Annotated in this window: 24 protein-coding genes and 2 tRNA genes; 24 read left to right on the forward strand and 2 right to left on the reverse strand. The window is 42.6% G+C overall.

Translation table 11 applies throughout. The annotated features are described in order from the left end of the window. The first annotated feature begins 32 nt into the window (after positions 1–32). The 10 genes from mfd to AWH49_RS07180 all read left to right on the forward strand — a co-directional run bounded on the left by mfd (position 33) and on the right by AWH49_RS07180 (position 10,596). Positions 33–3,554, forward strand: a complete 3,522-nt coding sequence (gene mfd / locus AWH49_RS07135; RefSeq protein ID WP_063965143.1) for a transcription-repair coupling factor — start codon at positions 33–35, stop codon at positions 3,552–3,554. Between the two features lie 87 nt (positions 3,555–3,641). Next, positions 3,642–4,178 (forward strand): stage V sporulation protein T, encoded by a 537-nt coding sequence (gene spoVT, locus AWH49_RS07140; RefSeq protein ID WP_063965144.1) that lies wholly within the window; start codon positions 3,642–3,644, stop codon positions 4,176–4,178. Between the two features lie 79 nt (positions 4,179–4,257). Then, the gene (locus AWH49_RS07145; RefSeq protein ID WP_063965145.1) at positions 4,258–5,817 is read left to right on the forward strand and encodes a putative polysaccharide biosynthesis protein; all 1,560 of its coding nucleotides are present in this window, start codon (positions 4,258–4,260) and stop codon (positions 5,815–5,817) included. Positions 5,818–5,823: 6 nt separating this feature from the next. Continuing rightward, positions 5,824–7,293 (forward strand): bifunctional methyltransferase/pyrophosphohydrolase YabN, encoded by a 1,470-nt coding sequence (yabN, locus tag AWH49_RS07150; RefSeq protein ID WP_063965146.1) that lies wholly within the window; start codon positions 5,824–5,826, stop codon positions 7,291–7,293. Continuing rightward, positions 7,290–7,550 carry an RNA-binding S4 domain-containing protein gene (locus AWH49_RS07155; protein ID WP_018395105.1) on the forward strand — a complete coding sequence of 87 codons (261 nt, stop codon included), beginning with the start codon at positions 7,290–7,292 and terminating at the stop codon, positions 7,548–7,550. The genes yabN and AWH49_RS07155 overlap by 4 nt, the downstream gene beginning before the upstream one ends. 102 nt (positions 7,551–7,652) lie before the next feature. After that, the gene (locus tag AWH49_RS07160) at positions 7,653–7,913 is read left to right on the forward strand and encodes a YabP/YqfC family sporulation protein (protein ID WP_018395106.1); all 261 of its coding nucleotides are present in this window, start codon (positions 7,653–7,655) and stop codon (positions 7,911–7,913) included. Then, positions 7,910–8,389: a spore cortex biosynthesis protein YabQ gene (gene yabQ, locus AWH49_RS21205; RefSeq protein ID WP_018395107.1), complete on the forward strand. Its 480-nt coding sequence runs from the start codon at positions 7,910–7,912 to the stop codon at positions 8,387–8,389. The genes AWH49_RS07160 and yabQ overlap by 4 nt, the downstream gene beginning before the upstream one ends. Before the next feature lie 17 nt (positions 8,390–8,406). After that, positions 8,407–8,805: an FtsB family cell division protein gene (locus tag AWH49_RS07170; protein ID WP_063965147.1), complete on the forward strand. Its 399-nt coding sequence runs from the start codon at positions 8,407–8,409 to the stop codon at positions 8,803–8,805. An 87-nt stretch (positions 8,806–8,892) separates the two neighbouring features. Beyond that, positions 8,893–9,336 (forward strand): S1 domain-containing RNA-binding protein, encoded by a 444-nt coding sequence (locus AWH49_RS07175; RefSeq protein ID WP_018395109.1) that lies wholly within the window; start codon positions 8,893–8,895, stop codon positions 9,334–9,336. Positions 9,337–9,522: 186 nt separating this feature from the next. Continuing rightward, on the forward strand, positions 9,523–10,596 hold the full coding sequence (locus AWH49_RS07180; protein WP_063965148.1) for a dipeptide epimerase: 1,074 nt from the start codon (positions 9,523–9,525) through the stop codon (positions 10,594–10,596). A gap of 115 nt (positions 10,597–10,711) precedes the next feature. Here AWH49_RS07180 and AWH49_RS07185 read toward each other — a convergent pair. Both AWH49_RS07185 and AWH49_RS07190 read right to left on the reverse strand, forming a co-directional pair. Continuing rightward, positions 10,712–10,783, reverse strand: a tRNA-Glu gene (locus AWH49_RS07185). A gap of 147 nt (positions 10,784–10,930) precedes the next feature. Further along, positions 10,931–11,004 (reverse strand) — tRNA-Met (locus AWH49_RS07190). Between the two features lie 217 nt (positions 11,005–11,221). On the opposite strand from AWH49_RS07190, the gene spoIIE reads away from it, so the two are divergent. From spoIIE to lysS, 14 genes are all read left to right on the forward strand, one after another. Next, positions 11,222–13,675, forward strand: coding sequence for a stage II sporulation protein E (spoIIE, locus tag AWH49_RS07195; protein WP_425305698.1), 2,454 nt, complete (start codon positions 11,222–11,224; stop codon positions 13,673–13,675). A gap of 53 nt (positions 13,676–13,728) precedes the next feature. Continuing rightward, positions 13,729–14,430, forward strand: coding sequence for a hypothetical protein (locus AWH49_RS07200; RefSeq protein WP_018395112.1), 702 nt, complete (start codon positions 13,729–13,731; stop codon positions 14,428–14,430). Continuing rightward, a complete protein-coding gene (locus tag AWH49_RS07205; protein WP_063965150.1) occupies positions 14,414–15,301 on the forward strand; it encodes a protein kinase domain-containing protein in 888 nt (295 codons plus the stop codon). The genes AWH49_RS07200 and AWH49_RS07205 overlap by 17 nt, the downstream gene beginning before the upstream one ends. A 29-nt stretch (positions 15,302–15,330) precedes the next feature. Further along, positions 15,331–16,698, forward strand: a complete 1,368-nt coding sequence (gene tilS / locus AWH49_RS07210; RefSeq protein ID WP_063965158.1) for a tRNA lysidine(34) synthetase TilS — start codon at positions 15,331–15,333, stop codon at positions 16,696–16,698. 23 nt (positions 16,699–16,721) lie between these two features. Beyond that, positions 16,722–17,276: a hypoxanthine phosphoribosyltransferase gene (hpt, locus tag AWH49_RS07215; protein WP_063965151.1), complete on the forward strand. Its 555-nt coding sequence runs from the start codon at positions 16,722–16,724 to the stop codon at positions 17,274–17,276. A 103-nt stretch (positions 17,277–17,379) separates the two neighbouring features. Next, complete coding sequence (ftsH, locus tag AWH49_RS07220) at positions 17,380–19,389, forward strand: ATP-dependent zinc metalloprotease FtsH (RefSeq protein WP_018395116.1); 2,010 nt, start codon at positions 17,380–17,382, stop codon at positions 19,387–19,389. A gap of 109 nt (positions 19,390–19,498) precedes the next feature. Beyond that, a complete protein-coding gene (locus AWH49_RS07225; protein ID WP_018395117.1) occupies positions 19,499–20,275 on the forward strand; it encodes a type III pantothenate kinase in 777 nt (258 codons plus the stop codon). 1 nt (position 20,276) lies between these two features. Beyond that, positions 20,277–21,152 carry an Hsp33 family molecular chaperone HslO gene (gene hslO / locus AWH49_RS07230; RefSeq protein WP_063965152.1) on the forward strand — a complete coding sequence of 292 codons (876 nt, stop codon included), beginning with the start codon at positions 20,277–20,279 and terminating at the stop codon, positions 21,150–21,152. Between the two features lie 143 nt (positions 21,153–21,295). Further along, positions 21,296–22,216, forward strand: coding sequence for a cysteine synthase A (gene cysK / locus AWH49_RS07235; protein WP_034287922.1), 921 nt, complete (start codon positions 21,296–21,298; stop codon positions 22,214–22,216). A 93-nt stretch (positions 22,217–22,309) separates the two neighbouring features. Further along, a complete protein-coding gene (gene folP, locus AWH49_RS07240) occupies positions 22,310–23,131 on the forward strand; it encodes a dihydropteroate synthase (RefSeq protein ID WP_094777150.1) in 822 nt (273 codons plus the stop codon). Beyond that, positions 23,124–23,486 carry a dihydroneopterin aldolase gene (gene folB, locus AWH49_RS07245; RefSeq protein WP_034287928.1) on the forward strand — a complete coding sequence of 121 codons (363 nt, stop codon included), beginning with the start codon at positions 23,124–23,126 and terminating at the stop codon, positions 23,484–23,486. Before folP ends, folB begins: the two co-directional genes overlap by 8 nt. Further along, on the forward strand, positions 23,486–23,998 hold the full coding sequence (gene folK, locus AWH49_RS07250) for a 2-amino-4-hydroxy-6-hydroxymethyldihydropteridine diphosphokinase (RefSeq protein ID WP_063965154.1): 513 nt from the start codon (positions 23,486–23,488) through the stop codon (positions 23,996–23,998). The genes folB and folK overlap by 1 nt, the downstream gene beginning before the upstream one ends. A 20-nt stretch (positions 23,999–24,018) precedes the next feature. Next, on the forward strand, positions 24,019–25,017 hold the full coding sequence (gene dusB / locus AWH49_RS07255; protein ID WP_063965155.1) for a tRNA dihydrouridine synthase DusB: 999 nt from the start codon (positions 24,019–24,021) through the stop codon (positions 25,015–25,017). Positions 25,018–25,041: 24 nt separating this feature from the next. Continuing rightward, the gene (gene lysS, locus AWH49_RS07260; protein WP_063965156.1) at positions 25,042–26,526 is read left to right on the forward strand and encodes a lysine--tRNA ligase; all 1,485 of its coding nucleotides are present in this window, start codon (positions 25,042–25,044) and stop codon (positions 26,524–26,526) included. Positions 26,527–26,776: the final 250 nt, after the last annotated feature.

A 26,776-nucleotide genomic window follows, 5' to 3' on the forward strand; every position in this document is an offset into this window, starting at 1 on the left:
GTTTTTCTGTTTTGGAAAAGGGGGTCCGGGTAATGAATCATTTACTTGATTTATTTTTAAAAAATGAAGAAGCTGTATCAATTGTAAACGGAATGGAGGTGGGTATGAAAGAACAGCTCGCCGCGGGGCTGTCTGGCTCACTGCGTGCTGTTTTTGCGGCCGCCGCTTACCGAAAGCTGCAAAAGCCGGTTATGATTGTTACATATAATATGCTTCAGGCGCAAAAGCTATATGATGACTTAACACAATTCATATCAGAAGAAAATATATACTTATATGCAGCCAATGAATTAATCGCCGCTGAAATTAGCATCGCAAGCCCTGAATTGCGTGCACAGCGTATTGAAATGCTCAATCATCTTGCACTGCATGGTACAGGTATTTACATTGTTCCTGCAGCAGGCTTGAAAAAACTCATCCCGTCAAAAGAAGTATGGAAGCGACTTCAAAAAACGTTTACAATCGGCAAGGATATTGATCTTGAACTGCTTAAGCAAGAGTTTGTACAAATGGGCTATGAGCGTGCGGATATGGTCTATACACCAGGTGAGTTCAGTATTCGCGGAGGAATTGTTGATATTTATCCGCTTACATCGGAGCATCCGATCCGTATTGAGCTCTTCGATACGGAAATTGACTCGATTCGGACATTTGCACCGGATACGCAGCGCTCAATTGATAGCATGACATCTGTTTTAATCGGACCAGCAGGGGAAATGCCAGCATCGACAGAAGAACTGGCGGCACTTGCTGGACGGCTAGAGCAGTCACTCATGGACACAGTGAAGAAAATAGGCAGCCCAGATGTAAAAAAGCAACTGACCGCCTATATTGGTGCGGATATTGAAAAACTAAAAGAAGGCGTCCGCATTAATGAGCTCGGGAAATACACATCTCTTCTATACGAAGAAACTGCTGTTGTCACCTCTTATTTGCCAGAAGGCGGTGTTGTTTTTTTTGACGAAATGAGCCGTATTAAGGAAATAAGTGAGTCGCTTGAGAAAGAAGAAGCAGAGTGGTATACAGGCCTTATTGAAGAAGGAAAAGCAGTGCATGGATTAAAGCTTGCGCATTCGCTGCAGGCAGCCGTGCAATCAATAAGGCAGCCGTTAGTTTACTTATCGCTCTTTATGCGCCAGACGGCAGGAGGAAAGCCGGAAAATATCGTTAATTTCTCCGCGCGTCCAATGCAAAACTTTCATGGTCAGATGAATGTGCTTGAAGGTGAAATAGACCGATGGAAAAAATCTGGAACAACGGTTTTGTTTTTAGGCGAAACGGTCGAACGAGTTGAAAAAATAAAAGCAACACTTGACGATTACGGCATGGAAGCGACAAGGTTAAAAGATCAGAATGATGTCATCGAAGGGGTCATTCAAATAGGTCCCGGTGCGCTTACTTCCGGATTCGAATTCCCGCTTTTAAAATTAGCTGTTATAACGGAACAGGAGTTATTTAATAAAAAGGCATCGAAAAGCAAACGACGCCAAAAGCTGTCGAATGCAGAACGGATTAAAAGCTATTCTGAACTGAAGATGGGAGATTATGTCGTTCACGTTAATCACGGGATCGGGAAATACCTTGGTATTGAAACGCTTGAAATTAATGGCGTTCATAAAGATTATTTGAAGATTAAATACCAGGGAACCGATGAGTTATTTGTGCCGGTCGAGCAAATTGAACTGGTTCAAAAATATGTTGGTTCAGAAGGCAAAGAACCGAAGATATATAAACTTGGCGGCAATGAATGGAAACGGGTGAAAAAGAAAGTCGAGTCGTCTGTGCAGGATATTGCTGATGACTTATTAAAGTTATATGCGGAGCGGGAGGCGGCGAGAGGGTACGCTTTTTCACCGGACGGTGATATGCAGCGTGAATTTGAAGCGGCTTTTCCATATGAAGAAACGGAAGATCAACTTCGTTCCATTCAAGAAATAAAACGCGATATGGAGCGGGAGCAGCCAATGGACCGTCTTCTTTGCGGAGACGTTGGATATGGCAAAACGGAAGTGGCGATCCGTGCGGCATTTAAAGCAACAGAAGATGGAAAACAAGTAGCTATTTTAGTGCCAACTACAATTCTCGCCCAGCAGCATTATGAAACGTTAAAAGAACGTCTTCAAGACTTTCCGGTAAAAGTGGGGCTGCTTAGCCGTTTTAGGTCACGTAAACAACAGACAGAAACGTTAAAAGGATTGAAAGCAGGTACGGTAGACATTGTTATCGGTACACACCGTCTTTTATCGAAAGATGTGCAGTATCATGATCTTGGTTTGCTGGTAGTCGATGAGGAGCAGCGATTTGGTGTAACACATAAAGAAAAAATTAAGCAGCTGAAAACGAATGTCGATGTCTTGACATTGACTGCCACGCCTATTCCACGGACACTTCACATGTCAATGCTCGGTGTGCGCGACTTGTCGGTCATTGAAACACCGCCGGAGAATCGTTTTCCAGTGCAGACATATGTCGTTGAACATAACCTTGGTCTTGTGCGTGAAGCGGCAGAGCGTGAAATAGCCCGCGGTGGTCAGGTGTTTTATTTATACAATCGGGTTGAAGATATTGAGCGGCGTGCGGATGAAATTTCCACGCTCGTGCCAGATGCACGTGTTTCGTATGCGCACGGACAGATGACGGAAAGAGAACTTGAAGCGGTCATTCTTGCCTTTCTAGAAGGAGAGACAGACATTTTGGTTACGACGACGATCATTGAAACAGGCGTGGATATTCCGAACGTCAACACACTTATTGTGCATGATGCTGACCGAATGGGACTGTCACAGTTGTATCAAATACGTGGACGCGTCGGTCGTTCAAACCGTGTCGCGTATTCTTATTTTACGTATAGGAAAGACAAGGTACTGTCTGAACCAGCGGAAAAACGTCTTCAAGCGATTAAAGAATTTACAGAACTCGGGTCAGGTTTTAAAATTGCGATGCGTGATTTATCGATTCGAGGTGCAGGAAACTTGCTTGGTGCTCAGCAACATGGCTACATTGATTCGGTCGGATTCGATTTATATTCACAAATGTTGAAAGAAGCAGTTGAACAAAAACGCGGTGGTAATACAGAGAATACAGTGCCATCATTTGAAGTGGATGTGTCGATTGATGCGTACATTCCAGATTCATATATCGGGGATAGCGCGCAAAAAATTGATATGTATAAGAGATTCCGCTCAGTGGATTCATTTGATGAAATCGCTGAATTAAAAGAAGAAATGACCGACCGCTTTGGTGATTATCCGGCTGAAACAGCTGATTTATTTAAAGTGGCTGAAATGAAAATACATGCGGCGAAGACGAAGCTTGAGTCGATGAAGCAGTCGAAAGGGACGGTCACCATTTTGATGAGCGAACAGGGAACGAAAGAAATCGATGGCACGAAAGTATTTTCCATTTGCAACAAGTTTGGTCGCATGTGTGGACTTGGAATGGATGAGCAAAAACTGAAAGTAACGATTGATATTAAAAAAGCACCGGAACAGGGCTGGTTCAATGCGGCACTCGAATTAATCAGCCAACTTGAGACGGCAAAAAAACAGCCATAACAACATGTATAGAATGTCTCTATTGAAAGATACTAACACCATAGCAAAATGTTTCGATATTTTGATGGTGAAAGAGAGGCAGCTAACATGAAAGCAACAGGTATTGTTCGTAGAATTGATGATCTGGGCCGTGTGGTCATTCCGAAAGAAATACGTCGTACCCTTCGCATTCGAGAAGGAGATCCGCTCGAAATTTTTGTCGATCGAGACGGCGAAGTTATTCTGAAAAAGTATTCACCGTTTACAGAGCTCGGCGATTTTTCACAGGAGTATGCAGAATCGTTATTTGACAGTTTAAATTACGCAATTTTAATTTGCGACCGAGATACAGTCATTTCGGCTGCCGGTGTGAAAAAGAAAGACTTCGTTGAACGGAAAATTGGACCGATTGTTGAAACAGTCATTCAAGAGCGCCGTTCTGCTGAAAGCAATGACCAGCGCGAAGTGGAATTTGTGGACGGTCGCATGATTCAGGCTGCATCATATTTTATTGCGCCGATTATTGCATCCGGCGATGCAATCGGTGCCGTCGTCTTGTTTTCAGAAGAACGATCAGCAGGAGAAGCAGAACAAAAAGCGGCATTTGTCGCCGCTGCTTTTTTCGGCAAACAAATGGAGCGTTAACCCGGACTCCCGGCTGAGGAGCCGGGTTTTTCTTTGCAAACATATCGAAAATGAGTAAAGTAGTGACAGAGGTGGTCATATGGAAGAAGGAAAATCATTTATCAAAGGAGCGGTGCTATTAACAGTAGCTGCGTTATTTGTAAAAGTATTGAGTGCAGTATACCGCGTGCCATTTCAAAATATTGTCGGCAATACCGGATTTTACATTTATCAGCAAGTATATCCTTTCTATGGAATTGCCACGGGCCTTGCTGTCTCAGGCTTTCCGATTGTACTTTCAAGGCTTGTTGCGGGAGCAGATAAAGGATCGAAACAACAGTTGATCGGTACAGCATTTTTTACAATTAGTATAATGGGTATCTTGTCTTCTTTAATTTTATTTTTTTCTGCAAGCTGGATAGCAATAGCAATGGGAGATGCGCAGCTGACACCGCTTATTCAGCTAAGTGCCTTTTTCTTTTTGGCGATGCCGTATATAACTGTCCGCCGTGGTACTTTTCAAGGAGGGGGTGACATGATGCCGACAGCCATGTCGCAAATGACTGAACAGTCCATTCGTGTTCTTTGTATTTTATTATTTTCTTTTTATGCTGTTTATTCAGGAAGGACACTATATGAAGCTGGTCTCGGTGCCGTCGTCGGTTCGCTGTTCGGTATGATCGCGTCCATCATTGCGTTATTTCTGTATAAAACGGAGAAAAAGGTTTCGACCCCTTTTCAATTCGATGTTCAAATTGCGACAACGATCATAACGAAAGGCAGTGCGATTTGTTTGTCTGCTTTAACGCTGGTTTTATTACAGCTGGCTGATTCGTTTCAAATTTATAGCGGACTTGTCTTATCAGGAGTTCCAGCTGATATGGCGAAAGAATGGAAGGGTATATATGATCGGGGCCAGCCTTTGCTTCAGCTCGGTGTCGTTGCGGCAGTGTCGATTTCGTTAACCGTTGTTCCACTTATCACAAAAGCGATAAAAGAAAAAGAAGTCCATGCTGCTCTAGTGTACAGCCAGACAACACTTCGGATTAGCTTTGTACTCGGTCTTGCAGCGTCAAGTGGTTTAGCTGCCATAATGAATCCACTGAATAAAATGTTGTTTGAAACGACTGATGGTTCTGGTGTACTGGCAATATTCGGGATATCGATTTTTTTTTACTCCATTATGTCGACGGTGAATGCTATTTTTCAAGGACAGGGACAGGACTGGATTCCGGCAGCTGGTGCTGTGATCGCCCTTGCCTTTAAATGGACAGCAAATGCAATTTTAATTCCAGTATATGGATTATATGGTGCTTCGTTCGCAACATCAGGTGCACTGTTTGCAGGTGTATTATTTTTAACTGCCGCGTTGAGAAAACATGAAAAGCGCCCGTTATTTAGCGGTACATTTATACTTAAAGCAATAGCATCTTCATTTTTCATGGCGGTTATCGTATACATATGTATTTATTTTCTTTTGCCGGAAGGATCGGGTCGCCTCATAAGCGGGGTGACAGCGGTCAGTGGGGCAATACTCGGAGCCTGTCTGTTTTTTGCTTTCGTGGTAAAATGGAAAGTATTAAATGAAGATGAACTGCGGATGCTGCCTTTCGGATTGAAAATCATTGACTGGACGGCGAAGCGCAATAAGAGGATGTGACGTGTAATGAAGAAAAAGATAACGATTGTAGGACTCGGAGCTGCTGATCTCGATCAAATGCCACTCGGTGTGTACCGGCTTTTAAAAAAATCAAATACGGTCTGGCTTCGAACGATGGGTCATCCGGTCGTTTCCGCATTGCAACAAGAAGGTGTACAGTTTGAAAGTTTTGATACCGTTTATGAACGGCATGACCGGTTTGAAGATGTATATGAGGAAATTGTCGAGCTGTTGCTTGAAGCATCGAAGCATGAGCCTGTTTTATACGCCGTACCGGGTCATCCAATGGCAGCAGAGAAGACCGTACAACTGTTGCTTGAGCGAAAACGGTCAGGTGAAGTAGATGTGGTGATTGCAGGCGGACAAAGCTTTCTAGATGCGCTTTTTGCCAGCATTGAAATCGATCCAGCTGATGGCTTTCAACTGCTTGATGGTACTGCATTGAATCGCGACGATATTCATATTTTTGGTCACTTGATCATTGCCCAAGTGTACGATTCATTTGTAGCATCTGATGTGAAATTGACATTGATGGAAAAATATCCGGATGACCATGAAGTGACAGTTATAACGGCAGCGGGCAGCGAACAGGAAGTGCTGAAAAAGATGCCGCTTTACGAGCTTGATCGCAATATGGAGATTAATAATTTAACGAGTGTGTACGTGCCGCCTGTTCAAAAAGAAGAAGATACATATCGAGAGTTTTCTGTGCTAAGAGAGATCATCGCCCGTTTACGCGCACCAGACGGCGGCTGTCCATGGGATTTGAAACAGACGCATTCATCGTTAAAAAAGTATTTAATAGAAGAAGCATATGAATTGTTTGAAGCGATTGATGACAAAGACGATGATGCAATGGTAGGCGAACTTGGTGACGTTTTGCTGCAAGTGCTCCTTCATGCGCAAATTGGCGAAGATGAAGGCATGTTTACCATTGAAGATGTAATTGAATCGACTTCTTCCAAAATGATTCGACGCCACCCGCATGTGTTTGGGAATGAGCAGGCTGAAACCGCAGATGATGTGAAAGCGAATTGGCAGGAAATCAAAGCAGCTGAGAAAGGGTATAAGCAAGCTCGATGGCTCGATGGAATCCCGAAAGGACTGCCGGCATTACTCGAAGCGTACGACATTCAGAAAAAAGCGGCGAAAGTCGGATTTGACTGGAGCGAGGCAGCTGGCGCAATCGAAAAAGTGAAAGAAGAATGGATCGAATTTCTCGTTGAAACAGAGACGGGTGACGCTGCTCATCTACGGGAAGAATTCGGGGATGTCCTCTTTTCATTCATTAACGTCGCGCGTTTTTATGACATTCATCCAGAAGAAGCACTCGCAGCAATTAACATCAAATTTCGGCGCCGCTTCGGCTATGTAGAAGACCGCGTAAGAGAAAGCGGCCGCCAATTTACAGACTTTACGCTGGATGAACTCGATTCATTTTGGAATGAAGCAAAAAAAGAGGAGAGAGATAGATGAGACTGGACAAATTTTTAAAAGTATCACGTATTATTAAACGCCGGACACTCGCAAAAGAAGTAGCAGATCAAGGGCGTATTTCCATTAATGGCGTAGCAGGAAAAGCAAGTTCTAATGTAAAAGTCGGCGATGAATTGGCAATTCGTCTTGGTCGCCGCATTATGACTGTCCGTGTTGAGAAGTTGCTGGATACAACGAAAAAGGAAGAAGCAGCGGGTATGTACGATGTGCTAAAAGAAGAACAACTGTCTGAATAAGCGGGAAAGCATTCACTTCAAAAAGAGTGGGTGCTTTTTTCATAATTTTCAAGCCTTTTGCATATTATCTCAGATAGAGATTATAAAAAGGAGATGAACAATATGGACATAAAGCAGGATCATACAGTGAATATAACAGGGCGGAAAACAGTGGAATTAACAGGTGTTCAGCAAGTGGAGCGCTTCGATAGTTCGGAATTTTTACTACAGACGGTAATGGGCAAGCTGAAAGTACGCGGCAGTGGGCTGAAAATGAAACATTTTGATACCGTCAATAAAAAGGCCGCCATTGAAGGGCGGATCACAGCCTTTTTATACGTAGATGGAAGTGCAGGAAAATTATTTTTTAAACGGTCAAAATGAATCTCGGTACACAAATTGAAACGGCACTTTTGATGGCTGTGACGGGCATTTGCTTCGGTATGCTGCTTGATGTATACCGGCGGATCAGATGTAAGAACAAAAAAAAGATTGTTCTGCTCGTTTTAAGTGATGGTTTATTTTGGAGTAGTTATGCGATCGGATTGTTTATCTCTTTATATTATGTAAATGACGGACAAGTAAGGCTTCCGTTCTTTTTGTTTCTATTCGTTGGCGTTCTGCTCTATTTCCTGTTCATCCGGCGCTTTTTTCTTCCTGTGATGAATGCCGTTTTTTTTCTATGTCGGCTCATAGGGAATATTATCAAAACAATTATACACATTTTTTTCATCACTCCGGTCCTTTTCATTGTGAAAACCGTGGTTTTCCTTGCCAGAATGATCCATTCTCTATTATTATGGATGATAAAGACATTATTGTTACGACCGTTTTCGGCAATAGGCCGTTCAAAAAAATAAATGGTGGAGGAACTGCAATGCGCGGACTGAACAAAGAAAAAGTGTCATCATTGAAAAATGCATTTATATTGTCTCAGGAAAAAAAATCAATTTTTAAAATGCAGCATAAACGAAAACTCATGCGCCGATTAGCAGCTTTTGGAGTGGTAGGGCTTATTATTCTTGGTACGATGCTATCAGCTGTCATATCGCAATCTGCCAGTCTTGAGGCGAGTGAGGAAAAGCTGGTGAAAGCGGAGCAGCAGCTGACCAAGCTGGAACAGCAGCAAAAACTTTCGGAAGAAGAGCTTGAACGATTGAAGGATGATGAGTATATTGCGGATCTCGCACGGAAAGACTATTTCTTGTCTGAAGAAGGGGAAATTATCTTTAATCTTCCAGAAACGGATCAAAAAGGGCAGAGAGAAGAAGAATAAAGAAAGCAGTGTCTTATTGACACGCTTTTTTTACGTACTATAATAATAAATAAAGCTCGAACAATTTTAAGGAGGAACAATTTTTTTATGTCAATCGAAGTGGGCAGCAAGTTACAGGGTAAAGTGACCGGCATTACAAAGTTTGGTGCGTTTGTACAATTGCCGGAAGGTTCGACGGGTCTCGTTCATATTAGTGAAGTGGCGGATAATTATGTCAAAGACATTAATGATCACTTGACTGTCGGCGATGAAGTGGAAGTAAAAGTATTGAATGTTGAGAAGGACGGTAAAATCGGTTTGTCAATTCGTAAAGCGAAGGATAATCCACCGCCGCAAACGCAATATCGTCCGCGTCCACAACGCCAGGGTGATTTCCGTCAAAAAGGGGGACCACGAGGTGGAGGACAGCCGCCTGTAGAGAACTTTGAATCGAAAGTGGCCCGTTTCCTGAAAGACAGCGAAGAACGCATGACAACATTAAAACGTCAAACAGACTCACGCCGAGGTGGAAGAGGCGGAAGACGCGGTTAACGCTGCTCCCTGTCGATACAATATAATTGTATTTATGTTATTAAGCGGTCTCGAATACCGATATTCGAGATCGTTTTCTATGTAGGAAAGAATTCAGCTATGTGAGAAATTATATTCTCTTGCAGCTGGATTCTTTTTATTTATCTGGAATACGCATGATTAGCATTTTAAGAAAGGAGAATTAGTTTGGAAATAAGCCATGTTGAGGTAGAAATAAAACGGTTAAAGCTAAAAAAGCCATTTATAACAGCGTTAAGGAAGGTTGTTTCCATTGAGGTAGCAGTCGTCCGCCTTAAACTAAAGGATGGAACACAGGGAATTGGAACGGCTTCACCTTCCGTTGTTATAACAGGCGAATCGATTGAAAGTATAGAATCAACGATCAAAAATACACTGGCTCCTGCGGTGATCGGTCAAAGCATTTTAAACATATTCAGTCTTTCGCGAACGATCCAGACGTCGTGCATTGGAAACACGAGCGCAAAAGCAGGCTTTGAGATTGCTTTGTTTGATGCCTATTCAAAATTTTTACGTATCCCGCTCTATCAACTGCTTGGAGGAAAAACAAATACACTTGAAAATGATATGACAATCAGCATTAATCAGGCGAATACGATGATCCGCGATGCAGTGGAGAGTGTGGAGAAAGGATTTAAATCGTTGAAAATAAAAGTGGGACTGGATGGACAGAAAGATTTTGAACGAATTAAAGCAATACGTGAAGCGGTAGGGCCGTCTATTCAAATTAGAGTAGACGCCAATCAAGGGTGGAATAAAAAAGAAGCTGTTAACATTATTAAGGGATGGGAAGATGAACGATTAAACATTAGTATAATTGAACAACCTGTTTTAGCAGGGGATATTGATTCGTTAAAATATGTGACCGATCATGTGTATACGCCGATTATGGCAGATGAAAGTGTTTTTTCTCCTGAACAGGCACTGGAATTAGTTCAAACAAAGGCGGTTGACTGGTTAAACATTAAGTTGATGAAAGCGGGTGGTATCATGCGGGCACTTCAAATTGCCAGTATTGCAGAGGCGGGCCGAATTCCATGTATGATCGGCAGCATGATGGAAAGCGGACCGGGTGTTCTGGCCGCGGCCCACTTGGCCTGTGCTCATCCTAATATTTTGAAAATCGACCTTGATGCCCCACTATGGCTGGAAAGCAATGATGCCCAAACGTCACCATTTCAAGGGCCAATGATTATGTTGAGTGAAAATCCAGGGATCGGATACGATTTTTTCAAAAAATAAAAAATAGTGATTAAGGGATGATGGTGAAGAATATGCTGATGCAAGAAGATGATAGTGGAAGAATATCGGTGACAAAAAAAGGTTCGGCGGGTTAAGCTCGCCGAACCTTTTAGTATGACCCCTACGGGATTCGAACCCGTGTTACCGCCGTGAAAGGGCGGTGTCTTAACCGCTTGACCAAGGGGCCATGATAAGAAAGAGTGTTGTGGTGTCAACTCTGTTTGCCGAGGGCTTGGATCATAAGCTGTTTTGACTGCACGGCTCTGAAGAACGCCATGTCATCAGTTTATCTTATGTCTGTCGCCCTTAAATAGGCAAACTATGCATTTCAAAATAGCGGCGAAGGGGATCGAACCCCCGACCTCACGGGTATGAACCGTACGCTCTAGCCAGCTGAGCTACACCGCCAAAAATGTGCTTTCTTTTATAGCACAGATTCAATAATAACGGCGCGGGAATGAAATGTCAATATTAATTTTTTTTTTAAGCGTAGTTAATTTGTCGAACGATTTATTGGGAATGATTCCTTCGTTTGACAAAATTTGAACTTGCTTTCTTTTATACTTCAATATAAGGAAACGAATAAAAAGGAGAGTGGGCTGTATTGCAAAGAGCGGAGTATGGGATGACAGGGAAAGCAGTTCTGGGCCGGGAGTGGGGCAACGGATATGCAGGAAAGGCAGCCTTTTTATTACTTGATCGAGGTTGGATACTGTTTCCGGCGGGTTTTTTATTTGGACGGGCTTTATTACTTTCACAATTGTCGCCTTTTGCGCTTTCCTTCTTTGCAGCTGTATTTGTCATGAGAAAAGAGATGGCGCCCCGTGTATGTATAGCTGTTCTTGCGGGATCATTTACGGTTTCACCGCTGAATACAGTAAGCACCTTTGCAGTTTTGTTTAGTTTTTTACTTTTACATCGATTATTCAGGACGCTTCATAAAGGGGAAACAGCACCTGTTCCATTTTTTGTCTTCTTTACAATTCTTACAGTGAAAAGTATTTTGGCGTATACAGTGAACGGTCCAGAATTTGTACCGGCATATGATCTTGTGCTCGCCGCTGTGGAAGCATCACTTGCTTTTGTGCTAACACTTATCTTTATGCAGTGCTTGCCGTTTTTATCCTTATCAGGGCGAATTCGTACACTAAAAACGGAAGAATGGATTGGATTGCTTATTGTCTTCGCCTCGGCAGCGACGGGAATGGTCGGTTGGTCCATTGGCGGACTTGAGGCAGATCATATAGCGGCTCGGTATCTCGTAACGGCTATTTCGTTTTTATCAGGTGCCGCATTCGGATCGGCTGCTGGTGTTGTAAGTGGGCTGATTTTAAGTTTAGCAGGTGTTAGCGATTTTCATGAAATGAGCATTCTAGCGTTTGCCGGGCTGCTGGGGGGGTTATTCAAAGAATGGAAACGGGGCGGTGCAGTGGCTGGCTTGATGGCGGCCACTGTATTGGCCGGTTTTTACGGTGAAGGCGATATCATGAATATGACGACATTGTATGAATCGGCTGCTGCTGCACTGCTTTTATTTATGACACCGAAAGCATGGACAGACCATGTGTCTAAATTAATTCCCGGAACGACAGAGCACTCGATAGAACAGCAGCGATATTTACGAAAAGTACGGGATGTGACTTCAGATCGAATGGAACAGTTTTCGGATTTATTTGATGCGTTGGCCGATAGTTTCTCGCAGCCGAATCAACCTTTGGAGGGCGAAGATAGAGAGTTTGATTTGTTTTTAAGCGGCGTTACGGAAAAAACATGTCAAACTTGTTTCAAAAAAGAGCAGTGTTGGGTGTATCAATTTGATGACACATATAAATTGATGAAAGACATACTCGAAGAAGTAGACACTGAAAAAGACAGCTTATCACCGCCACTTGTAAAAGAACTGGAAACCCGCTGTTTCCGACCGGTTCGTGTAGAAGAAGAGATTCGTTCACAACTGACGTATTACCGGGCGAATAAAGAGTTAAAACAACAAATGCGAGACAGCCGAAAAATCGTTGCGGATCAGTTGGAAGGAGTATCAAAAGTGATGCGTGATTTTGCGAGTGAAATGCAGCGTGAAGAAGCGGCGCATTGTACACAGGAAGAAAAAATAACGTCTGCAATCGAATCATTCGGAATGGAAATTACTGATATTGATGTATTCAGTGTTCAAAAAGGAGCAATCGATATAGAAATGACGATTCCGTATTCAAAGGGACATGGAGAAAGCGAAAAAATTATTGCACCTATTTTATCGGAATTACTCGATGAATATATCATTGTTGTTCGTGAGCAGGAGGACGGTTCTGGAATGAGAAGTGTATTCCGATCAGCGAAAGCATTCCGCATTGTGACAGGACTGGCACACGCCGCAAAAGGAGGCGGTCTTGTATCGGGAGATTCATTTTCAGCAATCGAAATTGGGACAGGGAAATTTGCACTTGCGATCAGTGACGGGATGGGGAATGGAGATAGAGCACACGATGAAAGCAGCGCTACGATCAGTTTATTGAAGCGGATATTACAGTCCGGCATTGAAGAAAAAGTAGCAGTGAAATCGATTAACTCTATTTTGTCGTTGCGGACGAATGATGAAGTGTTTTCAACGCTCGACTTAGCTATTATTGATTTGCAGGATGCACAGACTGTCTTTTTGAAAGTTGGTTCATCACCGAGCTTTATTAAACGGGGTGATCAAGTAATAAAGGTGGAGTCCGGTAATTTGCCAATAGGTATTTTACAACAGTTTGAAGTGGACACTGTTCATGAACAACTGAAGTCGGGAGACTTGCTTATAATGATGAGTGATGGGGTATTCGAAGGGCCTGATTTTATTGAAAACGCTGACATCTGGATGAAACGAAAAATTAAATCGATTGAGACGAACGATCCTCAGCAATTTGCTGATTTATTAATGGATGAAGTGATTCGTACACAGGCGGGGGAAATAAAAGATGATATGACGCTATGCGTTGCGCGCGTGGAGCATAATTTACCAGAGTGGGCGGCAATTCCAATTTATGATATTGAACCGTCTGAGAAAAGGAAAAAACGTCCGATGAGACGCCGGGCCGTATAATTTTGTTCATTTCCGTCGAACATGAAGAAAAAAGGTGAAAGGCGGAGACGATCATGAAGATGGGAACGATCAGGCAGCTTCTTTTATTAACGGATGGCTGCTCAAACACAGGAGAAGATCCGGCTGCGATGGCTGCGTTTGCTTTACGACAAGGTATTACTGTCAATGTCATTGGGATTGTCGATGACAGCAAAAGGGCAGAAGGACTGGAGGAAATTGAATCTATTGCGAGGTCCGGTGGTGGAGAAAGTCGGATTGTACAAGCGAGGTCACTATCAGAAACGGTTGTGAATGTGACGCGTCAGGCCATGACAGGTACAATTTATAGCATTATTAATCAGGAACTGCGTGATATTTTAAATGAAGATGCGCAAATTGAGTCGCTGCCGCCTGAAAAAAGAGGCAAAATCGCGGAAAAGGTGGAAGACATTAGCGAAGAAGCAGAATTAAAATTGCTTGTGTTGACAGATATGAGTGCCAGCATGAAACTGAAACTGCCAGCTGTTAAAGAAGCGCTTTATGATTTATCGGTTAGTATGCAGTCAAGAAGCGGTCATTCTTCTTTTTCATTGTGGACATTTCCTGGGAAATATAGTGCGGCAGAAGAGCGGATTGGCTGGACAGACAATGCAAAAAAATTAGCTGAATCATTTCCGCAGCTTGCGTCCGGCGGTATTACACCGACCGGTCCGGCGATTAGACAGGCACTTTCTTCATTTCTCGATATGGAGAAGTACGATGAAAAATCGATATGAAGCAATGCCCGGCGAGTTGTTAATAGGCAAATGGACTGGACATAAATGGCGGGTAGAGAGAGAAATTGGCCGCGGCGCGAATGGAATTGTCTACCTTGTAACAGGTGCGATTGGACAGGCCGCGTTAAAATTTGCCGATTCGGCCGCTGTTGCCTCTGAAACGAATACATTGAAATCACTTGAACGGGTCAGGGAAGCATCTCCCGGCCCTTTTTTTATTGAAGCAGACGATGTTGAAAAAAATGGTGTCATTTATCCTTTCTACATTATGGAGTATATTGACGGGTTAATGCTGCATACATTTATGAAAAATAAAAAAGAAGAATGGAGTTTTATCCTGCTGCTTCGATTGCTTGATTTTTTGGAGCCGCTTCATAATTCAGGCAAAATTATGGGTGATTTAAAGCCGGAAAACTTAATTATTTCTGGCCCTACCCATATGATTCGGGCAGTGGATATGGGCGGTATCACAAAACAGGGGCGTTCTGTGAAAGAGTACACTACTCTTTACGATCGGGCTGCCTGGCACTCAGGGACGAGGGAAGCGGAACCAGCGTATGATCTATTCGCTGCTTCTGTTTTGACGATTACACTGATGCATAAAAAAGAAGTGCAAGAGGCCGGTGGACAAATCGAACGCTTAATAGCCATTATTGAATCATCACCGGTACTTCAACTGGCCGCTCCTATTTTGCAGCAGGCGATTAGTGGTCAATATAATTGTGCGAAGACGATGAAAAAAGAACTGCTTATTTGTTTATCAGGCAAAGAGCCGACGAAGATGAGAACAAGAAAGAAGCGTAAATCAAAAAAATGGCCTGTGGTATTGGTTTTTTTTACGTTCATCCTCATGGTATTTTTGTTACACTAAAAGAAACGATGAGAAGCGGAGCGGAAGGTATGCAGTCTTTTGAAAAACAGGTAAAAACATTTATCTATACACATAAACTCATTCGGCCGGGCGATCATGTAGTCGCTGCTGTTTCAGGAGGATCCGATTCAATGGCGCTTCTTCATTTTCTCTATGAGAATCAAGAGGACATGTCTATTCGGATTAGTGCCATTCATGTAGACCACATGCTGCGTGGAAACGAATCGTACGAAGATTTGCTGTTTGTGGAGTCATTTTGTCGGGAGCGAAATATTCCGTTTAAAGCAGGGCAGGTGGATGCAAGCGCCGAGTCAATTAAAACAGGAGCGGGTATTCAAGAAGCTGCCAGGAGTGTCCGCTATTCTTTTTTTGAGCAAGTGATGAAAGAATATAGTACTGCTAAACTGGCTACTGCTCATCATGCGGACGATCAAATTGAAACGGTTTTTATGCAGTTGACGAGAGGATCCCACACATATACAGGTATCCCATCTGAGCGATCATTTGCAGGGGGATCTATTATCCGTCCCTTTCTGACAGTAACGAAAGAAAATATTCTTACTTATTGCGTATCCAATAACATTCAATACCGTGATGACCCAAGCAATGAAAAAAACGATTACACACGCAACCGGTTCCGGCATAACTTACTGCCTTTCATTAAAAAAGAAAATAAGAAAGCGCATTTTCATGTGCAGCGTTTCAGTGAAGAGAAGAGAGAAGATGAAGAATTTTTAACAGTACTTGCCCGGCAGAAAATCGAGAATATGACAATATGGAAACATCGGGACGTATCTCTAAAAACTGATCCGTTCAAAACAGTGCCTTTGCCTTTACAAAGAAGGGCAATTCATCTAATATTAAACTATCTCTATCATGGAAAAACAGCGTTTTCATTTCTACATATTCAGCACACTTTACAACTGCTTCAATCATCTTCTCCATCGGGGAAATTGAACCTTCCATCTAGTCTTACTGTTCAGAAAATTGGAGACGATTGTTTATTTTCATTTGAAACGGGGGAGTCGAAAAAAAAGAGCGAACCGCTTTTTCTTTATCCAGGGGACGTTGTACAGTGGCCATCTGGAGGCACATTTAGGGTTCAAACAGAAGGGAAATGTTCAGCTGAATTAGCATGTTTTAAATTGGATTCGGATCATATACAATGGCCGATCTGCATTCGAACGCGTCAAGAAGGCGACAAAATTCAGTTAAAAGGAATGAGTGGTTCGAAAAAGCTAGCCCGTTTATTTATTGACGAAAAGATCCCTTTAGCATACCGGGATGATCTTCCGGTTGTGACGGATGCAGATGGAACACTGCTCTGGGTACCGGGTGTCCGCAAATCCATTCATGAGCAGTCTGGGCCGTTGCTGTTAATTTATGAAAAGGAATAAGCCAATTCTGGGAGGAAAGTCTATTGTTAAGTAACGATATTGAGAAGGTGCTTATTTCGGAAGAGGAAATACAGGCGAAAGTAAAACAGCTTGGCGCGGAGTTGACAGAAGAGTATAAAGACAGTTATCCACTGTTTGTAGGTGTATTAAAAGGTGCTATGCCGTTTATGTCTGACCTTATTAAACGTGTGGATACACATCTTGAAGTTGATTTTATGGACGTCTCAAGCTACGGGAAATCAACGGTGTCATCTGGTGAAGTGAAAATTGTTAAAGATTTGGACACATCTGTAGAAGGACGCGATGTGTTAATTATCGAAGACATTATTGACAGCGGCATGACCTTAAGCTATCTAGCGGAGTTATTTCATTATCGGAAAGCGAAATCAGTGAAAATTGCTACTCTTCTGGATAAACCTACTGGCCGGAAAGCAAAAATCAAAGTAGATATGATAGGTTTTACTGTTCCGGATGAATTCGTGGTTGGCTACGGTCTTGATTACGCAGAACGCTACCGTAATCTTCCGTATATTGGTGTATTAAAACCAATTATTTATATGGCGGCTGAAGGTAAATAAGTGAGCGGATTAAACAGGCTAAAAGAAGGTTCAAATAGTTGTAACACTAACTTTCTATATGATAACATTGCATATAGTCAGCTTTTTTGGGAGGAGGTAAGGGATGAACAGAATTTTTCGTTACACCATATTTTATTTACTCGTTTTTCTTGTCATTATTGGTGTTGTTAGCTATTTCAACAACAATAACGCACCAACGAATAATGTCACATATAATGAATTTCTGACGTATCTGAAGCAAGATGATGTTGAAACCTTTACTATGCAGCCGGAGCGTGGCGTATATGAAATACGCGGAACGCTAAAAGGGGCTGAGGAAAATGAAATGTTCGTTACATATGTAACGGGCAATGATACGATGCTGAATCAAGTAAATGCTGCATCTCAAAATGCGGAAGTGAACATTCTTCCGGCAAAAGAAACAAGTGGATGGGTACAGTTTTTCACAACGATCATCCCATTCCTCATTATCTTTATTTTCTTCTTCTTTTTGTTGAATCAGGCACAGGGTGGTGGCGGCGGCCGTGTGATGAACTTCGGCAAAAGTAAAGCGCGCCTTTACAACGATGAAAAGAAAAAAGTCCGCTTTGACGATGTAGCGGGCGCAGATGAAGAAAAACAAGAACTTGTTGAAGTTGTTGAATTTTTGAAAGATCCGCGCAGGTTTACTGAACTCGGTGCCCGTATTCCAAAAGGAGTGCTTCTTGTAGGACCTCCAGGTACAGGTAAAACATTGCTCGCAAAAGCGGTGGCTGGCGAAGCGGGTGTGCCATTCTTCTCGATTAGTGGTTCGGACTTTGTTGAAATGTTCGTCGGTGTCGGTGCTTCCCGTGTTCGTGATTTGTTCGAGAATGCGAAGAAAAACTCACCATGTATCATTTTTATCGATGAGATTGATGCGGTTGGACGCCAGCGTGGCGCTGGACTGGGCGGTGGTCATGACGAACGTGAGCAAACGCTCAACCAATTGCTCGTTGAAATGGATGGATTTAGTGCGAACGAAGGAATTATTATGATTGCGGCAACAAACCGTGCTGATATTCTTGACCCGGCACTTCTTCGTCCGGGACGTTTTGACCGTCAAATTACGGTTGACCGTCCAGATTTAAATGGCCGTGAAGCAGTCCTTCGTGTACACGCCCGCAACAAGCCGCTTCATGAATCTGTTGACTTGCGTGCGATTGCACAGCGTACACCGGGTTTCTCTGGTGCGGACCTTGAGAACTTACTAAATGAAGCCGCGCTTGTGGCTGCCCGTACAGATAAGAAAAAAATCGATATGTCTGATGTAGATGAAGCAACAGACCGTGTCATTGCTGGACCTGCCAAAAAGAGCCGCGTCATTTCCAAAAAAGAACGAAAAATCGTCGCGTTCCATGAATCGGGACATACCGTCATCGGCCTTGTACTAGATGAAGCGGACATGGTTCATAAAGTGACGATTGTTCCACGCGGACAGGCAGGGGGCTATGCTGTCATGCTTCCGAAAGAAGACCGTTATTTCATGACAAAGCCGGAACTTCTTGATAAAATTACCGGTCTTCTTGGCGGCCGTGTAGCGGAAGATATTATTTTTGGTGAAGTTTCAACAGGTGCTCACAATGATTTCCAACGTGCAACGGGTATTGCTCGCCGCATGGTCACGGAATTCGGAATGAGTGACAAACTGGGACCGCTTCAATTTGGTCAATCGCAAGGACAAGTGTTTTTAGGCCGCGACTTTAATAGCGAACAAAATTACTCAGACCGCATTGCGTATGAAATTGATGTGGAAATTCAAACGATTATTAAAGAGTGCTATGCACGTGCGAAACAGATTTTGACAGAAAATCGTGATAAGCTCGAGCTCATTGCGAATACACTACTTGAAATCGAAACGCTTGATGCAGCACAAATTAAACACTTGTCTGATCATGGGACATTGCCGGAACGAAACTACAGTTCTGACGGTGAAGAAAAGTTAAAAGACAATACAGTAGTGCTTGAAAAGACAGACGCGACAGAAGGAACACCAGCAACGGAAACGACGAATTTGCCGGAAAACGCTGTGGATGTACCGGAAGTGCGAGACGATCTTAAAATGCCTTTAAACGGTGAAGAACCAAAAGCATAATAGACAGACGCCCGGAAAGTATTCTTTTCGGGCGTCTTTTGTTTTCATTTTTGAATAGTGTGATATGATAAAACACGAAAAAAATAGATGAACAGGTGTGGTGAGAACGTTGATATTTGTACTGGATGTGGGAAATACAAATACAGTGCTCGGTGTGTACGAAGGAGAAAAATTAAAGTATCACTGGCGTATTGAAACGAACCGTAATAAAACAGAAGATGAATACGGTATGATAATTAAAAACTTATTTCAGCATGACGGTTTGCAATTTGAACAAATTCATGGTGTGATCATTTCATCCGTTGTACCACCGATTATGGCGGCACTTGAGCGCATGTGTAAAAAATATTTTCACGTTCATCCGCTTGTTGTCGGCCCTGGTGTGAAAACCGGTTTAAATATTAAATATGAAAATCCGCGCGAAGTTGGAGCAGACCGAATTGTCAATGCAGTAGCAGGCATTCATGAATACGGTTCTCCGCTTATTATTGTCGACTTTGGGACAGCATCCACATACTGCTATATAGATGAAAAATCCAATTATATGGGCGGTGCAATTGCACCTGGAATAGGTATTTCAACAGAAGCGCTTTACACGCGTGCATCAAAGCTTCCGCGTATTGAAATTGCACGGCCGGATAATATTGTGGGCAAAAATACGATTTCTGCGATGCAGGCAGGTATTTTATATGGATATGTTGGTCAAGTAGAGGGTATAGTCAGACGAATGAAAAGCCAAAGTAATATCGATCCAACAGTTATTGCAACGGGAGGTCTCGCGGCACTCATTGCTAAAGAGTGTGATGAGATTGATGTCGTCGATCTGGAATTAACATTAAAAGGTCTTTTGTTAATTTATAAAAGAAATGTAGGAAAGGAAGATTAGAGTGAGTGACTATTTAGTAAAAGCATTGGCTTTTGACGGACAGGTCCGTGCCTATGCAGTAAATACAACGAAAACAATTGGGGAAGCACAAAGAAGACACGGTTCATGGCCAACAGCGTCTGCAGCACTCGGCCGCTCCATGACAGCAGGTGTCATGATGGGTGCAATGATGAAAGGAAACGAAAAAATCACATTGAAAATTGAAGGTGGTGGCGCAGCGGGTCCGATTCTCGTTGACAGTGATGCGAATGGAAATGTGCGTGGCTACATTACCTATCCGCAAACCCACTTTGATTTGAACGAAAATGGCAAACTTGATGTACGTCGTGCCGTTGGAACAGACGGCATGCTGACAGTCGTAAAAGATCTCGGTCTTCGTGAAAACTTCAGCGGTCAAACACCGATTGTCTCAGGTGAGCTTGGAGAGGACTTTACGTATTATTTTGCCGCATCTGAGCAAGTACCATCATCGGTTGGTGTCGGTGTGCTTGTTAACCCAGATAACTCGATACTGGCTGCTGGCGGTTTCATCATTCAGCTCATGCCAAATGTAGATGATGCGACGATTACGATTTTAGAAGAACGCATTACGAATATGGAGCCTATATCTAAGCTCATTGAAAAAGGATTAGTACCGGAGCAGATTTTAACGTACATTTTCGGTGAAGGGAACGTAAAGTTTTTGGAAACAATGCCGGTTCAATTTGAATGTACATGTTCAAAAGAGCGATTTGGCAATGCAATTGTCAGTCTTGGACGTGGGGAAATTCAAGAAATGATTAAAGAAGACGGCGGTGCTGAAACACAATGTCATTTCTGTAACGAACGATATATATTTTCAAAAGAAGAACTTGAACAACTAAAAGAAGAGGCCTGATCTTTATAAAACCTGCTAAAATTGGCAGGTTTTTATCTATGTGACCTCGAACTTAATCAAAATGGTTGACTTTTCAATCAAAAGCTGATAAATTCTATATAACCAATAAAAATACTCGGCATTTAAATGGAGGTAAATAATTAATGGTACGTGTAGCGAATTCAGTAGCCGATTTAGTCGGTCAAACACCAGTTGTAAGATTAAATAATGTAGTAGATGAAAACAGTGCAGAAGTGTACGTAAAACTTGAATACATGAACCCGGGAAGCAGTGTAAAAGACCGGATCGCACTTGCGATGATTGAAGCAGCGGAGAAAAAAGGCAACTTGCAGCCAGGCGGCACATTAATTGAACCTACGAGCGGTAACACAGGAATTGGCCTTGCGATGATTGCAGCAGCAAAAGGATACAAAGCAATCCTTGTTATGCCTGAAACAATGAGCATGGAGCGCCGCAACTTGCTTCGTGCTTATGGTGCAGAGCTTGTATTAACACCGGGACCAGAAGGAATGGGTGGAGCAATCCGCAAGGCGAAAGAACTTGCTGATGCAAACGGTTATTTCTTGCCACAGCAGTTTGAAAACGAAGCAAACCCTGAAATTCACCGTTTGACAACAGGGAAAGAGATTGCTGAGCAATTTGACCAACTCGATGGTTTCGTATCCGGTATCGGTACGGGTGGGACAATTACAGGTTCAGGACAAGTCATTAAAGAAAAATGGCCAAATGCAAAAATTTATGCAGTGGAGCCGACAGATTCACCGGTTCTTTCAGGTGGTAAACCGGGTCCTCATAAAATCCAAGGAATCGGTGCAGGCTTTATTCCGGCTGTTCTTGATACGAAAATTTACGATGAAGTTATCCAAATTGACAATGATACAGCATTTGAAACAGCGCGCCTTGTTGCACGTGAAGAAGGGATCCTTGGAGGTATCTCTTCAGGCGCAGCGATTGCTGCTGCTGTTCAAGTGGCAAAAAAACTAGGTAAAGGCAAAAAAGTATTGGCGATTCTTCCATCAAATGGCGAACGCTACCTTAGCACACCGCTTTACCAATTCGATTAAGCTAAACCCGCAACAGACTGCATTCGCGCAGTCTGTTGTTTTTTTTATGTTAAAATAAAAAGAATGATTAAAGAAACTGGAGAGATGTACAATATGAAAGCGGGAAAATACACACTTGATTTTGAACAGCAAACGTACGTGATGGGCATTTTAAATGCGACGCCTGATTCTTTTTCTGATGGCGGTCAGTTTAACGAGCATGATACAGCTGTTCACCACGCTGTTCAAATGGTAAAGGACGGGGCACATATTATAGACATCGGCGGTGAATCCACTCGCCCAGGCTATACACCAGTTTCTACCGAAGATGAAATCAACCGGGTGCAGCCGATTATTGAAGCAATCGATCGCTCAGTAGACGTTCCAATTTCTATCGATACGTTTAAAGCAAAAACAGCTGAAAAAGCAGTTGAAGCCGGCGCGTCGATCCTGAACGATATTTGGGGTGCGAAAAAAGATCCGGATATGGCAGCAGTCGCTGCTGAAAAAGAAGTACCTATTATTTTAATGCACAACCGGGAACAAATGAATTACGGAGATTTTATGAGGGATTGCTTACAAGATTTATATGAAAGCATTACAATTGCGAAAAAAGCTGGTGTGCCGGATGAACATATTATTCTTGACCCGGGTATTGGTTTTGCAAAGACGATGGAGCAAAATATGGAGATGATGCAAAACCTTGATCGTGTTGCGGCGCTCGGTTTCCCGGTACTGCTAGGTACATCACGTAAACGAATGATTGATTATGTATTGAATGTACCGGTAGAGGAGCGGATGGAAGGGACAGGTGCAACTTGCTGTTTTGGTATTCAAAAAGGGTGTCATATTGTTCGAGTTCATGATGTATTGCCAATCGCGCGCATGATGAAAATGATGGATGCGCTAGTCGGAAAGGGGCATCACAATGGATAAAATCTATGTGACAGGTATGGAATTTTACGGCTATCACGGTGTTTTTCCTGAAGAAAATAAACTCGGTCAGCGTTTTCGGGCAGATGTGACACTTGATGTTTCGCTTAAAAAAGCAGGCGAAACAGATGATCTTAAGAATTCGGTCAATTATGGGGAGATATATGAAGCGTGTAAAGCAGTTATGGAAGGCAGTCCAGTGAAGCTTGTGGAAACGCTGGCTGAAAAAATAGCAGGCGATCTTTTAGAAAAGTTTATTAATGTGCAGTCATGTACAGTAAAAGTGATTAAACCAGACCCTCCCATTGCGGGACATTATGACTTTGTCGCGATCGAAATTACGAGAGGTCGTGAATAATGAATCATTTAGTTTATTTATCTCTCGGAACGAATATGGGCGATCGTGAACTCTTCTTGAAGGAAGCCGTGAAGCTTCTCCGTCAAAAAGAAAAGATGCATATTAAAGCGATCTCTTCTATATATGAAACAGACCCGGTTGGTTTTGCTGATCAGCCGCCCTTTTTAAACATCGTATTGAAAGTGAAAACATTATTGTCGGCGGTTGAGATGCTTGGCGTCTGTATGGAAATTGAAAATGAGCTTGGACGGAAGCGGGATTTAAGATGGGGGCCGCGGACAATAGACCTTGACATTTTGTTGTATAATCACGACAATATTAAATCAGAGAACCTTATTATTCCTCACCCGCGGATGAAAGAGCGTGCTTTCGTACTTATTCCGCTGGCAGAAATAGATGCAACGATCGAAATTCCTGATACAGGAATGCCGCTGGAACAATATTTACATTATGTTCAGGGAAGAGAAGGCGTCAAGCTCTGGAAAACGGCGGACGCTTTTTCGTCCTTGTGAAAACAGAGAGGTGATTATTTATGTTGAAAATCGGATCGGTTGAACTGAAAAACAGGGTAGTGCTCGCGCCAATGGCCGGCGTATGTAACTCTGCTTTCCGTTTGACAGTAAAAGAATTCGGTGCCGGAATGGTATGCGCGGAAATGGTCAGTGATAAAGGAATTGTATTTCAAAACGAGAAAACCATGAATATGCTTTATATCGATGAGCGTGAAAAACCACTTAGCCTTCAAATTTTTGGCGGTGAAAGAGAATCGCTCGTACAAGCGGCAAGTTTTGTTGATAAAAATACAAATGCAGACATTATTGATATTAACATGGGCTGTCCGGTACCGAAAATTACGAAGTGTGATGCAGGAGCGAAATGGCTTCTTGATCCGAATAAAATTTATGAAATGGTATCCGCTGTCGTCGATGCAGTTGACAAGCCTGTAACGGTTAAAATGCGTATGGGTTGGGATGAAGATCATATTTATGCGGTTGAGAACGCCCGCGCCGTTGAGCGTGCAGGAGGTCAGGCGGTGGCGCTTCATGGCCGTACGCGTGTGCAAATGTACGAAGGCCATTCGAACTGGGACATTATTAAAGAAGTGAAAAACTCAATTAATATTCCATTGATCGGAAATGGCGATGTGGAAACACCACAAGATGCGAAACGTATGCTTGATGAAACAGGGTGCGATGCGGTGATGATCGGCCGCGCTGCACTCGGAAATCCGTGGATGATTTACCGGACGGTGCAATACCTTGAGACAGGCCTGCTTGCAGATGAACCGACAGCGCGCGAAAAAATCGACGTATGTCTTCTTCATTTAGACCGTTTAATTAACTTGAAAAATGAAAACGTTGCTGTACGTGAAATGCGCAAACATGCCGCATGGTATTTGAAAGGCATACGTGGAAACGGACAAGTACGTAAAGAGATCAATACATGTGAAACGAGAAGTGACCTCGTCACATTATTAACAACATTTGTAGACGAAGTGGAAGAAAAGGAAGCGTCGATTCAGGCGGTTTAATTGAATATAGGAGTGAACGGAAAAATGAGTGAAGAATTAAACGACCAGCTGTTGGTCAGAAGAGAAAAATTGCAGTCTTTAAAAGATAAAGGACTTGATCCGTTTGGAGGCCGTTTCGAGCGTACGCATACATCAGAAGAAATTACAGCGCAGTTTGATTCATTTTCAAAAGAAGAGTTAGAAGAAAAAGGAGCAGAAGTAGTCATTGCTGGACGTATTATGACGAAGCGTGGGAAAGGGAAAGCGGGATTTGCCCACGTTCAGGACTTAAACGGTCAAATTCAAATTTACGTTCGTAAAGATACTGTTGGAGAAGACGCGTATGATCTCTTTACAATGACTGACCTCGGAGACATTGTCGGCATCAAAGGGAAAGTATTTAAAACAAATGTAGGCGAACTATCTGTGAAAGCAACAGAATACGTGTATTTAACGAAATCACTTCGGCCTCTTCCAGATAAACATCATGGGCTGAAAGATATTGAACAACGCTATCGTCAGCGTTATTTGGACTTGATGACAAACCCGGAAAGTCAGCAAACTTTTATCGCCCGCAGTCGCATTATCCAATCGATGCGTCGTTACCTTGATAACAATGGCTATTTGGAAGTGGAAACACCGATGATGCATTCTATTGCTGGTGGTGCAGCCGCCCGTCCATTCGTCACACATCATAATGCACTCGACATGGAATTATATATGCGAATCGCAATTGAACTTCATTTGAAACGTCTGATAGTTGGCGGAATGGAGAAAGTATATGAAATCGGTCGTGTTTTCCGCAATGAAGGTGTATCAACACGGCATAATCCGGAATTTACAATGATTGAATTGTACGAGGCATATGCAGACTTTACCGATATTATGCGGTTAACTGAAAACGTCATTGCTCACGTAGCTGAAGATGTCATTGGAACAACAACAATTGAATATGGTGAATATACAGTAGAGTTGAAACCTGAATGGAGACGACTTCATATGGTTGATGCTGTAAAAGAATACACAGGTGTAGACTTTTGGCGTGAAATGAGCGATGAAGAAGCACGTCAGCTTGCAAAAGAACATGGTATTGAATATAAAGAAACGATGCAATTCGGTCATATTATCAATGAATTTTTTGAGCAAAAAGTGGAGGAAGAGCTTATTCAACCTACCTTTGTTTATGGTCATCCGGTTGAAATATCACCTTTGGCGAAGAAAAATCCAGAAGATCCACGTTTCACAGATCGCTTTGAATTGTTCATTGTAGGGCGTGAGCATGCCAATGCTTTCACGGAATTAAATGACCCGATCGACCAGCGCGAACGTTTTGAATCGCAGCTAAAAGAGCGTGAGCAAGGAAATGATGAAGCGCATGAAATGGATGATGACTTTATTGAAGCGCTAGAGTATGGCATGCCACCGACAGGAGGACTAGGTATTGGGATTGACCGTCTCGTTATGCTTTTGACAAATTCTCCGTCTATTCGTGATGTGCTGTTATTCCCGCTTATGAGACATAAAGATTAAATGAGTATCCCCGGCGAATTAGCCGGGGTTTTTATGTTTTTGAAAAAAAATGAGAAAATGAAAAAAAAGTACTTGCTTCTAGAAAAGCACGGTGGTATATTTATAAACGTTGTCAGCAACATAGAACAACGAAATGAAAAAACATTTTCAAAAAATAATTGACATTGTGTTTTGGAGATGTTAAGATATTAAAGTCGCAAATGACGAATTGAACATTGAAAACTGAACAAAATCAATAAAAACGTCAACG

It is taken from the genome of Domibacillus aminovorans, from assembly GCF_001643235.1.
Lineage (GTDB): Bacteria > Bacillota > Bacilli > Bacillales > Domibacillaceae > Domibacillus > Domibacillus aminovorans.